This is a genomic window from Pseudoalteromonas sp. McH1-7 (assembly GCF_013366255.1).
GTDB lineage: Bacteria > Pseudomonadota > Gammaproteobacteria > Enterobacterales > Alteromonadaceae > Pseudoalteromonas > Pseudoalteromonas peptidolytica.
In genome coordinates this window covers 36,933-50,696 of sequence record NZ_JABWPQ010000024.1, presented here as the reverse complement: position 1 = coordinate 50,696, position 13,764 = coordinate 36,933, and the positions used below count along the sequence as shown (strand labels likewise).

Genomic DNA, 13,764 nt, shown 5'->3' with positions numbered 1-13,764 from the left:
GGGGTTGAACGGCAAATTTTTAGCTACAAGAGCCGGTAACTGTGGTTAAGAGGCTAAAATCTTAACCACATTTCCTTGGCGCACTTATTGCTTTATAAGTGTGTTAATACCAAGGAGTGTATATGTATATTCAAAATTCGGCGTATTCGCCAGTGTATAGTTCGCGTAAACAAATTGGTGATGCGAGTAACAACACCATAGAAGGTCAAGGATTTGCCAACCCCGTGGCAAAAAGTTCGGAAACAAACTCTTTTATGGCAGCTGCAAAAGCGGTTCAAGAAAAGACGTCGAACAATCCGCAATCGATTTATCTTGTCAAGCATTTTGAGCAAGCTGAAAAAATAGCCCATGAGTCCTTAGTCAGCTCAAGCCATAAAGTCGGCAGTCGTGAATATAACATTGAGATGTATCGCGAAATGATGACGAATATTGTGGAAATGCCTATAGAAGTAGAGATTGCACCAGAGGAAATGAATCAAGCTCTGTTATTCAACCATTTAGGGTTAGATTTTAAAGAGTATAAAACTATTTCTGTGCGCTCTGAGCTGTTTTCTATGCTTGAGCAAAAAGTGGATCAGGACAGTACACTACTCAAGTCAGATAAAGCGAAGTTAACAGCTATTATTGCAGATATGCAAGACCGACTGGAAGCCGCGCAAGCAGCGCTGCTTGAAGGTGAAGATGTTGCTGAGCGCCTGCAAGACAGTAAAAAAGCTATCTATGACTCTTATGAGCAGCTTAAACTGGGTAAGGTAAGTCAGCGAGACTTACTTGCGGCTTTATAAGTCAGTCTGAGTTAGCTTATTATTTTTAAATCTCAGGCTGAATTAGCATATGGCTGGCTGAGTCACGCTATCAGACCTGGGGGCCTCAAAGTGTGTTTAATCACAATGATCCGAAGCTCAGTTAACTACCTTTATCCATCGTTTTTTATTGCCATGAGATGCTCTCTAAATGTAACTTCCATTGGCGTGGCCTTGCATCCTCAAGTACAATGAGCGTTTTCGATTGCAACACACCGGAACCTTCCAATGGAAATCAAAGTAAATTACCTCGATAATCTCAGAATTGATGCCAAGTTTGACGACTTTTCTGTCATTGCAGATCAGCCCATTCGTTATAAAGGCGATGGTTCAGCACCAAGCCCATTCGACTATTTTTTAGCGTCTTCAGCGCTTTGTGCAGCTTACTTTGTGAAGGTGTATTGTAATGCTCGCGATATTTCGACAGATGGTATTCGCGTAGCGCAAAATAACATTGTTGATCCAGAAAACCGCTATAACCAAATTTTTAAAATTCAGGTTGAGTTACCGGAGAGCATTTCTGAAAAAGACCGCCAAGGTATTTTGCGCTCAATCGACCGCTGTACCGTGAAAAAAGTGATTCAAACTGGGCCGGAATTTCAAGTAGAAGCAGTTGAGAGCCTAGAGGATGACGCCCAAGCAATGCTGATGGTTGATACCAGTGAAAGCGATAGTACTTTTATTTTGGGTAAAGATCTGCCGCTTGAACAAACAATTGCAAACATGACCAAGATCCTGTCTGACTTGGGTATGAAGATTGAGGTTGCATCATGGCGTAATATCGTGCCACACGTCTGGTCACTGCATATTCGTGATGCTGCTTCGCCAATGTGTTTCACTAATGGTAAAGGGGCAACCAAAGAGAGTGCACTTTGCTCAGCACTTGGCGAGTTTATTGAACGTTTAAACTGCAACTTCTTTTATAACGACCAATTCTTTGGTGAAGAAATTGCCAATGCTGAGTTTGTGCATTATCCGAACGAGAAATGGTTTACACCAGGTGCTGATGATGCGCTGCCTAACGAAATCTTAGATGATTACACCCGCGAAATTTACGACCCAGAAGGTGAATTACGTGGCTCACACCTTGTTGATACAAACTCAGGTAATGTAGCGCGCGGCATTTGTTCTATTCCTTATACCCGCCATTCAGATGGTGAAACGGTATATTTCCCATCAAACCTAATAGAGAACTTATTCCTAAGTAATGGGATGAGTGCTGGTAATAATCTGTTTGAAGCCAAAGTGCAGTGTTTATCTGAGATCTTTGAACGTGCGGTGAAAAAGCAAATCATCGAACAAGAAATTGTGTTGCCTGATGTACCAGAGTCTGTACTTGCTAAATATCCAGGTATTGTTGAAGGGATCAAAGGACTTGAGGATCAAGGGTTCCCAGTTGTGGTTAAAGATGCGTCTCTTGGCGGTCAATTCCCTGTAATGTGTGTCACGCTAATGAATCCAAAAACAGGCGGTGTCTTTGCTTCTTTTGGGGCGCATCCAAGTTTTGAAGTAGCGCTTGAGCGAAGCTTAACCGAGCTGTTGCAAGGGCGTAGCTTTGAAGGCTTAAACGATGTACCAAAACCTACGTTTAACAGCATGGCAGTATCTGAGCCGGAGAACTTTGTTGAGCACTTTATCGATTCAACGGGCGTGATTTCATGGCGCTTCTTTAGTGCAAAGCACGACTACGACTTTGTTGAGTGGGATTTTACAGGCACTAATGAAGAAGAATGCGATAAGTTATTTGGCATTCTAGAGGCGTTAGGTAAAGAAGCTTATATTGCGGAGTTCACAGATTTAGGCGTTGCTTGCCGTATTTTAGTTCCGGGATTCTCTGAAGTATATCCAGCCGAAGATCTGATCTGGGATAATACCAATAAAGCACTGCAATATCGCGAAGATATTCTTAACATTCATTCACTAGATGACGAAGCATTAGCTGACTTGGTTGAGCGCTTAGAAGACAGCCAGCTTGATAATTATATCGACATTATCACCCTTATCGGCGTTGAGTTTGACGAAAATACGGTGTGGGGTCAGCTTACTATTCTAGAGCTTAAGATTTTGATTTATCTAGCGCTTGGTGATATCGAAGCGGCTATTGAACTGGTGGAAACCTTCTTGCAGTTTAACGACAACACCGTTGAGCGAGGCTTATTCTACCAAGCAATGCACGCCACACTCGAAATTGCATTGGATGACGAGTTAGAAATAGAGGATTACATTCACAACTTTACTCGTATGTTTGGTAAAGAGGTGATGGATGCAGTTATTGGCTCAATTAATGGCGATGTGAAATTCTATGGCTTAACGCCAACTAATATGAAGTTAGAAGGGTTAGACAAGCATCTGCGTCTTATTGAGAGTTACAAGAAGCTTCATACAGCAAGAGGAAAGTTAGCACAGCGCTAATCTTTACTTTTTAAAGTAAAAGCAAGATAGCATGACTGCTATCTTGCTTTATAGTTTGACGGACTGTTGAGCATTATGCGGTTGAAACCACAAGTGCTCATTGCAGCTCACAGAAATACACATCAGCTTAGGCAGCTAGCCCCAAACCGAAGGTTAATTAGACTGCTCCTCTTTGATACAGTTTTGCTCTTTAAACTGTGCCTTTGCATCTTGATATATAAAAGAGAAGTCTGCTGTACGTGGTGTAAATATCGGTTTGCCGGTATTCTTATCACAGTCGGTTGCGATCCCGCCTGCTGCATGACAATTCATACAAGAGGAGCTTTTATAATAAAGCGCTTCTTGTTTACCTAATGGCTGATTTCCTAGTTGTAAAAATGTCTCAATCACCTCATTAGTTAGATAAACAGGGTGGGGCAATCCACCTGAATAATTGGTGAGCTTGGTTTCAATTGTATCACTTGGTTGGCCATTAATATCAGTCATTGGCTTACTGCTGTTATTAGTTGAATACTGCGTACCAATTAGTTTGTAATATTGCAAAACAGCGTTTTCTTGTTTGAATAGCTTAGAAATATGCTGATTCACTTTTTCAACAACCGGTGATATTTGTTCCAATCGAACCACTTGAGTAGGCTTAGTGCCTCCTACTGGGTGATTGATTGCGCATGTTGGACATTGCTTATCGAAAAAGGTTGGAGAGTTGCCCCAAACATTATCCTGATGTGAAAAGGTTGCGTAAATCCAATTACTAGACGTGCCGGTTTTCTGCATTATGTGAAATCCAACTACGCCAACTTCTTGTTCTTCGACTTTAAATGAGCCTGTTTCACCACTTTGTATTTGGTGGTAGCGTTTTACGGGCAGTGTTGCGCGAATGTACTTACTCGGATCATCAGACTCATCGAGTATTTTCCACGCTACCTTTATCTCGATAGCAAGGCCTGGCGGCTTAGGGTCAAAATTGGTCAGGTCTTGTGGCAAGTTACAAGTGGGTAATGAGGAACCACTGGAACACGCTAAAAAGCCAATCGTATTCATGTTGATGCACATGCTACTCGCGCTCTGGCTTTTGCATGCCCAACTATAAGTTGGGTTATTCGCGAATTCGATTTGGCCATCTATGCTATATAGTTTATTTTTGGTAATAAAATTGAATACATAGGGACTAACAAACTTCTGATAATATACAGGGTTGTTTTTTTGGTCAGTTAAAATTGCCTGTTTTTTCGGTGTATTTTTGGGCGCAACTTGCTCCACTGCAGATAAAGGCTGCATCATGGCGAAGTTTTTGGATATTTCCCAGTTTTTTGGAGGCGCTGCATCTGCTGTGAAAATAGTCTCGGTTTCACGCCAATTTATCCAAAGTGGAAGCGGGCAATTGACGTTTGAGTCAGCAGCACACACTTTTAGATTATCTTGCGTGAGCTTATAGTTTTCGTCCAATTGCCTATTTAGCGCAGTAAAGCTCAGCCATGAAAATAGCGCGTATCGGTGATCCAAATAATCAAGCTTCTGCGATTCATTAGGCTTTACAGGTTTTAACTCTTCACACGACTTCACTAATTTATTGTATGCGTCAAGCGGGTAGGGTTTTAGCTGAGTCAAGTCGTTTGGAAAAGGAAATGGCTCTGTTAATGTGCATTCATCTTTGACTAGCCAATCTGGAAAAATGCTGTATTCAGTAGCAAAAGTACCAGTACTTACGAATAGTAAAGAGAGTTTCGCTATTACACTTTTCATGATTATTTCCTTTTTTTATAAGGTGAAGAATATAAATATGACTTGATATTAAATTCTGATGCTGATGTAAGGGTTATTTTTATATAGTAACCAGTTTGTACTTTCAGGTTGAGCCAAGGAGTTAAATTAGTGCTTAATTCTTTTTCTGTTATTTTTCTTAGCGAGCTCAAAAAGCTATCTTGTAGATAATTTTCGTCAAGTCTTGTTATCCAAGGCAATTCAATTTCAATCTTTTCTGACAACTCCGTTGAATAGGAAAGCCCAACTTGTATTTCATCTGATACTTGAACAATAGTATTTAATAACTGTTTCAGCAGATATAAGTTTCCTTTCCAGTCTAGATCTTTGAGTAGACTAGGAAGTCTTAAGGTTTCTAATTTAAAAACGAGTTTAGCTCTAAATTCCTTTCTACCAAATGTAAAACTGAAGTGGTTTATCCTAGTGCATTCTAAACTAGGAAGTAACTCTTTTGTTTTGTTTAAAAACTCAGGAGCTAAAAATTCAGATGCGTTAATTATAAATGAGCTTAATAGGCTAAAGTCAGAAAACTGACAATGTTGTGTACTTACACAAAATGTTGGAGCTGTGCTATATCGACCCTCTTCATAATCAAAGCTAAACCATATTAAATTTACTAGTTTATAAGCAGGGGAGTGCTTCCTATTCGTTATAAACTCATTTATTCTAAGGGCGTATTTATTTGGAGTTTTTTGATTTATATAGGATGAAACGCTGTCTAAATTATGAGGAGAGCAGTAATAACATACTAAAAAGTCAACAGGATCTTCAAACTGATCAATTCTCTTTTCGAAACATATAGCGTGTATATTTTCAGGGATTTCACTGACAATTGTCTGAAGCTCTTCTAATACGGTATTATTGAGATGTTGAACCTCACTATCAAGTGCAATGCTGTAAAGCTCACTTTTACTATATTTCATGATGAATGCGGGTGAAATGCCAATTTAACTTAATTTTGGTTTGTTTTTTGTTCATGATGTCAACAGTATTAGAGATTGATTATGTACAAAATAAATAACTCAACTTTTATTACTGACAGGGACTCACTACAAAAAATACACGCTTGATTAAGATAAAAAATCACCCGCTGCTCCTATGTATTACCAAATTGTTTTGATAGTGTGTTGAATTTCAGGTCTTAGTTCTGCTGATAGTTGATCCCACAGATCATCTGTTAATCCAGTTTCTAAAGAAATTTCAGTAATAATGCGTTTTTGATCTGCTGTTAAATCAAACTCTGCCATCACTTCGGCTAAGTTGTCGGTCGCTCGTTGCTTCAAAGCTTCATCGTTAGTTACATTATAGATGTAAGAGATTAAACCAGTTGGTAGTGTTGTATTATCACTCATTTTTCATTTCCTAATTTTCATAGTTTTGGAGATATAAGGTTTTAGTACTAGCCTTATCATTTAAGTATTCGTTATAAGCGTCATCTTTCATTGTGTTTTTATTAAATAGTAATACTTTGTATAAAAAGTAATAATAAAAAGTACGATGTGAACGATATCCAGCAAAGCTTGATATTTTTTCTTCGAATTCTTGTAAGCTATCTATATTATCTAAATTAGCCAAGTAGTTGAGCATGTTATTATAACCCAACCAGCCAACATTATTAGAATTTTTTGCAAGGCTTACCCCTGTTGATGAGTAATTTTTTGCTTCATCTTGATATTTTTTAAAATTAGCTGAATCTTTTTGTATTGAAGCATGTATTAGTTTAAACCACGCCCATATCCCATTTGTTGCTGAGCTAATGTCATTTATATTAATATTTTTGGAAAGCTCAGCTAAATCGTTCATGGCGCTTTGTGCCAAATCAACCTTACCAGTGAGCAACTGTGATAGCGCTTTAAAAGCAATACAAGTGAGTTCAGAACAAAAGCCGTAATTATCAGTTATGGCTTGAGAGCTATTATCGAAGAAGCCCTCTTTTGGTAACGTATCGACAAGCGCAATTACTTTGTCAAACTCTCCTAGCGAAAAGTAGGATTGCGATAAAAGCTCGAAGATCACTGGGTGTTGGTGAGGTGGATATTCGTTTTTGTTTTCGTGCAGCTGTAATCCAATATTATGAGCTTTTAATATATCACCGGTAGCGTAGGCGTGTAGCCATTCACCTCTCATCGTAATGAAGCGCTCTTTAGGGTCTAAAATTGTGGCGAGTTCACTGATATTTTGAAGCACGTGCTTTTTAGCCAACGTGTCTAGCCAACCATTGTATGCAACCCGTGATGAAGCAAGCGCATTTTTAATTTTATGGAGTAAAGGCTGGTTATCAATTAACCCATTTTGAAAGAAGTTTAATGCTTCTGCATAGTAAATACTGGCCTCTGCGACAGAGTAGATGGCAGCAGCACTTTTTGCTGATGTTAGTAATAATTCAACAGCCGCATTATGATCTCCCACTTTTGCTAAATGATGGGTTGTAAGTAGGGGCTGCTTTTGGCTCATTCCTGTATTGTTGAGTACTTCAATTATACTCATGTGATGTGCATATGATTCATGCTTACCCATACTTTCATAGGCAGCATCCCTTACCAAAGCATGTTTAAAAATGTAGCTATCGTTATCAACACGACGTTGATGCACGATAAGATCGTTAGCCATTAACTCATTTAAGTCGTTTTGAATTTGGCTTTCACTTAAGGATGATGTAGCAATAAGTAAATTGTATTCAAACTCTCGGCCGATGGTTGCCGCCAGTTGCGCTGTCTCTTTGGCATGATGAAGGTTGTCGAGCTTTTGTTGCAGTGATTCTCTTAGGCTGGTTGGAACTTGCTCCAATTTATCAGGTGCCAAAAAGTCGATGACTCCGCCTTTATCTCCAACCAGTGCTTTCTGCTTTAGCATGTTGACCAGCTCTTCAATAAAAAGTGGGATCCCATCTGTACGGCTAGTGAGTACAGTAAGCACTTGTTCAGAGACTTGGCGACCGTCAAATAGATTAATGATAAAGTCCTCGGTCGCTTTGGCCGTTAGCTTTTTCAAACAAACATCGACTAAGGTTAAATCTTTTAACTGGCTAGGTACATCTTGGCGCGATGTACTCAGTAGTACATTGCCAGACGTTAATGCGCCCGCAAAATGATGTAAAAACTCTAAGGTTGTATTATCTGCCCAATGAATATCTTCAATAATATAGAGCTTAAACTTACTTATCCCATGGCGGTTTGACAGCAATAATGCACATAACCCTTTAAATAACACTTGTTTTTGCTCATCAGGTGCGAGAGTTGAAGGTGCTATATCATCACCAAGAGAAATATTGAGCCAAACAAGCAGTACAGGAATGGCCTGAGTCAAATCAAGCTCACTGTCAATGCTTGATAACACGTAGCTAAATACGGTATTTGCTGAATGGGCATCAAGCTGATCTGTATTAAATAGATACCTTACTAAGTTAAGTATTGGGTATAAGGCATTGTTTTGATGCTCAGGCAAACATTGAGCGACCAAGTGTTGGTATTGTGGAGCATTAGCACGGATCTCTTGTAATAAACGAGATTTACCTATACCAGCTTCGCCATGAATATGCGCAATACGTGTTTCGCCCTCAATTTCTGTATTAATGAGTGACAGTGTTTGCTCAAGCTCAGCATGGCGACCAACTAGCTCATGGTTATTTTTAGTACCGCGCATAAAGCCAAACGCTTCGACGCGACGTTCACCCTGTAAATTGTATACTGGAGTTAGCTCGAACAATGGGCCAATTTGTAACTGGCCGTACAGGTTAAACTCTGAAAAAGCATCTAGGAGTGAGCGCGATTCTGCACTACATAAAATTTGTCGCTCGCCAGCTTCGCGAGAGAGTGCTGCGGCAATATTTGCATGATGGCCTTCAGGAACAGCGTTGGCATAAGTAATAAATACTCCGCTATGAATACCAATATGGGCATTGAGTGAGACTCTGTGCGCTTCTTGCATCAATGCATTTCGTTTGGCAAGTTCGCTTATCATTTCTAGCGCTGTGCGCGCAGACAAGCGTGCATCATTATCACTGCTTACGGGGTAACCAAAATAAAAAAGACAAGTATCGGCTAAGTTCCCAACATGGTAGGCACCGTAGCGGGTGGCAATATCGATAAAGTGATTACGTTGAGACTTATAAACTGTGTCAATCACATCGTAGTCTTTATCATGGTTGTCGAGCGCTTTAACACTTAAGCGTACCGCTAAAACCGTAAGCTGTTTACGCTCAGTAAGTGCCGTATACTCTTGAATTGCGCGATGATCTGGATCGTCATCGCGGATCATTATTGTTGTTTCATCGTAACCGTGTTGTGCCTTTACGTCGCTAAGTACACCGACTAGATTGGAAACGTTCATTCGAGCGAGCTCTGAAAACGCCTCGGTTGCTGTTATGACACGTTCTAGTGCACTTTTATGCAGTACTCTTCTTAACAAACCTGCCAGAGGATGACCGAGCAGGGCGCTTGGGATAGGAATATGTACGTCACTGAGTTGTTTATGGTAAATTGACGCAACACTGGTGCCGGTTACTGCTGGCACACCGGTCAAACATTCCAAAAAAACCAACCCCCAAACATACAGATCTGACTTTGCTGATGCAGGCTCTCCCCTTAATTGCTCTGGCGCGCTATATGATGGTGTACCGAGAGTTTCTTGGGTGAGGGTAATCGTCTCAAAATCATGCTGGCGACTTTCTTGCGCTAGGGTACCAATACCAAAATCGAGTATTTTGGCATAGGTTTTTGCCCCTGATTGGCTCAACATAATATTTGTGGGCTTTATATCCCTGTGAATAATACCTTGTTGATGAGCATGGATAAGGGCATCCAAAACCTGCAACATAATATCAGTGGTATAGACAGAATCAATAGCGCCATTTTGACTTAAATAGTCTCTTAATGTTTGCCCTTCAACATACTCAAAGACACCAAACATTAAATTTTCATTTAATTGTCCTTTATCTAATAATCGAACAATATTTGGATGATTAAGCTGACTACAAAGCAGAGTTTCACGATTAAATCGCTCGGCATATCGTTGTTTTTTTGTTACATCAAGTTGTGGCTCTAATGCCAAAAACTTAAGTGCCACGAACTGCCCTGTATTTAATTGACGAGCTTTAAAAACTTTGCCAAAACCACCTTCCCCAATCTTTTCAAGTAGTTGATACTTGTCAGACTGAAAGACATCGACAATATGGCTGTCCGAAAACTGAGTCAGAGACATACGATTACTAATTCTTATTCTATGTTAACGTAATAGGTTAATTGGAATGTAAATACTTGTCTAGTATGAGATTATCTATTATTTAAAAAAATTAAACAGGCTGGTGTGATGGGTTATAAACTAGTTACTTCAAGTCCAAATACTGTAATCTTTTATTTATGAACTCTTTTTTATTAAATCTTGTCTGTTTTTTGTTCGCGTAATGTTGTGTAATTACAGAGTAATTGTGTTTTTTTGCCAAGCTGATATATTATTTTTTCTATAAATACAACAAAAGGATAGGCTCGTGGATCGTAGAGCGTTTTTGAATACTAGTTCGATGTTATTAGCCGCTTCAGTGCTACCATTTCCTGCGATGGCGACCGGAAATGAATTGATAGCAGCAAATGCTGACTCCACGAGATTATCGAGAGAGCAATTGCTGTCACTTGGTATTAGTGAACCGGTTAGAAAGATAAGCCCTCCAACAGGTGGAAGTGTTGACGTAACGATGAAAGCAAAGATTATTCGTCGCTACGACACTAGAGTGTTTGTATATTTTGAATTAAGCCGCTTTATTGATGTATTTGATATGTATGGGAACTTAGTCGCTCAAATTACAACTCCAGAAGGCGATGATATACCGATACATGATTTCGCAATTGATACGAGTAGCGGCAGTGTTTACTGGTTGAGACTTGGCGGCCACCAGGTTATCGTTACGGACTATTCCGGTAACGTGCTAAACACACTTGGCGAATTCGGCCATGATCAAACAGATAAACTTAATGGCCCAAGAAGTATTACGATAGATAGCCATCACAGGGTCTATGTGTTGGATTCAGACAATACACGTATAAAAGTGTTTGGAAACAATGGCATGTTCCTGAGAGACTATAGCTTAGGAAGATTTACAAAAGGTAAAAAGTTTACCAGTTTAGATGGTAATCAAAAAGTAGTGGTCAGCGGTGGTTTATCAGGTGAGCGCCTTTGGTATTTGGACTCAGAAGACCAAAGCTTACGTGCAATCCATTAATCGCTAACCCTGTCAAAGAGACCTTTAATACCAGCAATAATCGATGCAATATTAATGTTGTAGCGGAGAAGCAAATTTGTAGATCCGCTATTAACGCTTTAATTAAACGAAACCTCCCCTATGTAACCAAGGCAAACAAGGCTATTTTCGAGAAAACTATCCCACTCAGCCAAACCACATCCCCTGACTAAAGCGCAGAGGTAATACCAATTATCTTATTTAAGAGGCCTACTTTGAGACGAGAAAACCTTGTCGATAACCCCGCTACCGCGTCCTGCTATCGCCAAGGAACCCACATCCGTGCAGGCAAGGCAAAAATTTTGCTATTTAGTTGTTCTAGATAAGAAGTTTTAACGCTGTTAGCGTCAGATTTACTCCTACAAATTGGGCAAGTATTAGGTCCAATTGGTATAAACACAAGCTTGAAGTCAAAATCCCTATGCTAATGCTGCTTGCGCCAGAATGCGCCTCCTGTACAAGATAATTATAAAACCAGTCAGCACGAGAGTGTACCCAGTAATCTCAAAACTTTTTGCAATCTTTAATAGCACTATTGTCCCTTTATACTAGGCTAATAACTATTCGTTATTGTGGCGCATCATATAAAGCCATTAGCTGGTTGCTTGTCACAGAAGCATAACTATCTAATTTCATTAAAGGAACTATTTTTAAGATGAGCGCGATTGATACTGATTTCTGTAGGCTACCAATTGGTATCAACAGTGCTTCTATGTGTAGTGAAGTTAGCCGATTACTGACCAAAAGCTGGAATCCTCATGTGAATCATAGAGATTACGTTGGAGATTGGGATGTATTACCGCTGCGATGTCAGCTGGAGCATACAAATGCGCATCCGATTTTGCAGTGCTTTGCTATGGGGGATGGTAGCGAATGGAAAAATCTACCTTTAATGGACAGTTTGCCAACGATACGAAGCTTAATATGGAGTTTGCAATGTGACGTAAAGTCGGCGCGTCTAATGCGGTTAAAGCCTGGGGCATATATCAAGCCACACAGAGACAGAGGACTATGCTTGTGTAAGGGAGAAGTAAGGCTACACGTGCCGATATTGGCTAATGACGAGGTATTATTTTTAGTTAATGGCAAGGTCGTACCAATGGCTGTTGGTGAGCTTTGGTATATCAATGCCGACAAGACACACAGCGTAAAGAATAATGGTGGTAATGATCGTGTCAATTTGGTCATTGACTGTGTGGTAAATGAGTGGATCGCTGAACATATTAAAGGAGAGTCGATGACTCACTCAATATGAAGCGCTAGTAATGGGCACACTCAAAAGCAGGTGGCGTAAAAAAGTCTCAAAGGGCTGACGCTTGCCATTGTAAAAGTAAACGATTATTGCTGAAACGTGTTTGTACAAGCGCATCGTATGTCGATTTTTTAGGTGACTTGCTGTCATCGAATCTAATTTTTGTCAACAAAGAAAGAGCTAGCCAAGAATATGTTTTCAGGCAGGTTGCTCTGAGAAAAGATGTCATTAGAGCTGTTTTAAATGAAACGTTCTGCAAAGTGTATCTTTATGTTGGTCAGAGATAAGAGGTAATTCAGTAACAGATCACCAGTTTTCGAGAGTAGGTGGTACTCAAGCTGGGATGCAACTATAGCCAGCAGGCTTTTGACTTTAATTAGGAGAAATAAATGAGTGATGAATATACTGGGCAGATTATGCCATGCGGCTTTCACTTTGCGCCGGTCGATTTTGCATTCTGTATGGGTGGGACCGTTCAAATAACACAATATACTGCCGTGTTCGCGTTACTCGGTACCTACTTTGGTGGTGATGGGAGAGTATCATTTGGTTTGCCTGATTTTAGAGGTAGATCGCCTTTGGGCTATGGTACATCTCCATATTATGGTCCATTTAATATGGGGCAGTTTGGTGGTGGAGATTCCTTCATATTGACCGAGTCTAACCTACCACCACACCATCATGGAGTTAATCTTAATGTTACTGGAGCAGGAGACGCTACAACCACACATGTGACTTTAAATGCGACTCAATTGGAAGGTGATTCAGCCACACCACAGGCAGGAGCGTACCTTGCAACAGCACCAGATATCGCGGGTCCTGATGCACCGGAAAAAATTTACTACACAGGTGGTAATCCCTCTTCTACCGTAGCACTCGGAGGAATAGAAGTGACTCAGACTGGTTCTGCATCTGGACATGTTAGCGGTGAAACTGGAGTAACAGGCGCTGCTGTTGCGGTGAGAAGTCGTAGCCCTTACCAAGCGGTGAATTATGTAATTTGTATGGAAGGCATTTTTCCACAAAGGAATTAAGAGCTGACGTAGCTGCTATGTCGGACGTGATGGTTAGCTCATTTAGCTGTTTACTAGGTGAGCTGACCCAAACTCAACTGCGCTTAAAGTAACACCTGTAGATGTGTTTAGCATTACGGAATTTTATGGCCATTGCGTATGAGCAAGGTATGTTTTACCTGCTCTATAAGCCACCCGGTTTATTTTAGATAACGACTCTTCTTTATTATTCATATCGATTTTCTAAAATCGGTAATGCTTAGGCTTGCTTGCATGTAAAATAAAAGGTGA

9 protein-coding genes are annotated in these 13,764 nt (G+C 40.1%); 5 read left to right on the top strand and 4 right to left on the bottom strand.

What is annotated here, in order from left to right:
- Nucleotides 1–122: 122 nt before the first annotated feature.
- Together HUZ36_RS16515 and HUZ36_RS16510 are read left to right on the top strand one after the other, a co-directional pair.
- Nucleotides 123–785, top strand: a complete 663-nt coding sequence (locus HUZ36_RS16515) for a hypothetical protein (RefSeq protein ID WP_147390266.1) — start codon at nt 123–125, stop codon at nt 783–785.
- 246 nt (nt 786–1,031) lie between these two features.
- The gene (locus HUZ36_RS16510; RefSeq protein ID WP_176033444.1) at nt 1,032–3,215 is read left to right on the top strand and encodes an OsmC domain/YcaO domain-containing protein; all 2,184 of its coding nucleotides are present in this window, start codon (nt 1,032–1,034) and stop codon (nt 3,213–3,215) included.
- 153 nt (nt 3,216–3,368) lie between these two features.
- Here the strand turns inward: HUZ36_RS16510 and HUZ36_RS16505 are convergent, their stop codons facing one another.
- The 4 genes from HUZ36_RS16505 to HUZ36_RS16490 all read right to left on the bottom strand — a co-directional run bounded on the left by HUZ36_RS16505 (nt 3,369) and on the right by HUZ36_RS16490 (nt 10,175).
- A complete protein-coding gene (locus HUZ36_RS16505; RefSeq protein WP_176033443.1) occupies nt 3,369–4,958 on the bottom strand; it encodes a hypothetical protein in 1,590 nt (529 codons plus the stop codon).
- 2 nt (nt 4,959–4,960) lie between these two features.
- Nucleotides 4,961–5,899 (bottom strand): hypothetical protein, encoded by a 939-nt coding sequence (locus tag HUZ36_RS16500; RefSeq protein ID WP_128729831.1) that lies wholly within the window; start codon nt 5,897–5,899, stop codon nt 4,961–4,963.
- Between the two features lie 180 nt (nt 5,900–6,079).
- Complete coding sequence (locus HUZ36_RS16495; protein WP_125252815.1) at nt 6,080–6,328, bottom strand: hypothetical protein; 249 nt, start codon at nt 6,326–6,328, stop codon at nt 6,080–6,082.
- A 10-nt stretch (nt 6,329–6,338) separates the two neighbouring features.
- Nucleotides 6,339–10,175 (bottom strand): TOMM system kinase/cyclase fusion protein, encoded by a 3,837-nt coding sequence (locus HUZ36_RS16490; RefSeq protein ID WP_176033442.1) that lies wholly within the window; start codon nt 10,173–10,175, stop codon nt 6,339–6,341.
- A gap of 286 nt (nt 10,176–10,461) precedes the next feature.
- Here HUZ36_RS16490 and HUZ36_RS21980 point away from each other — a divergent pair, with 286 nt between their 5' ends.
- The 3 genes from HUZ36_RS21980 to HUZ36_RS16475 all read left to right on the top strand — a co-directional run bounded on the left by HUZ36_RS21980 (nt 10,462) and on the right by HUZ36_RS16475 (nt 13,494).
- On the top strand, nt 10,462–11,190 hold the full coding sequence (locus HUZ36_RS21980; RefSeq protein ID WP_176033441.1) for a hypothetical protein: 729 nt from the start codon (nt 10,462–10,464) through the stop codon (nt 11,188–11,190).
- Nucleotides 11,191–11,863: 673 nt separating this feature from the next.
- The gene (locus HUZ36_RS16480; RefSeq protein ID WP_147391480.1) at nt 11,864–12,463 is read left to right on the top strand and encodes an aspartyl/asparaginyl beta-hydroxylase domain-containing protein; all 600 of its coding nucleotides are present in this window, start codon (nt 11,864–11,866) and stop codon (nt 12,461–12,463) included.
- A gap of 386 nt (nt 12,464–12,849) precedes the next feature.
- On the top strand, nt 12,850–13,494 hold the full coding sequence (locus HUZ36_RS16475) for a phage tail protein (RefSeq protein WP_147391479.1): 645 nt from the start codon (nt 12,850–12,852) through the stop codon (nt 13,492–13,494).
- Nucleotides 13,495–13,764: the final 270 nt, after the last annotated feature.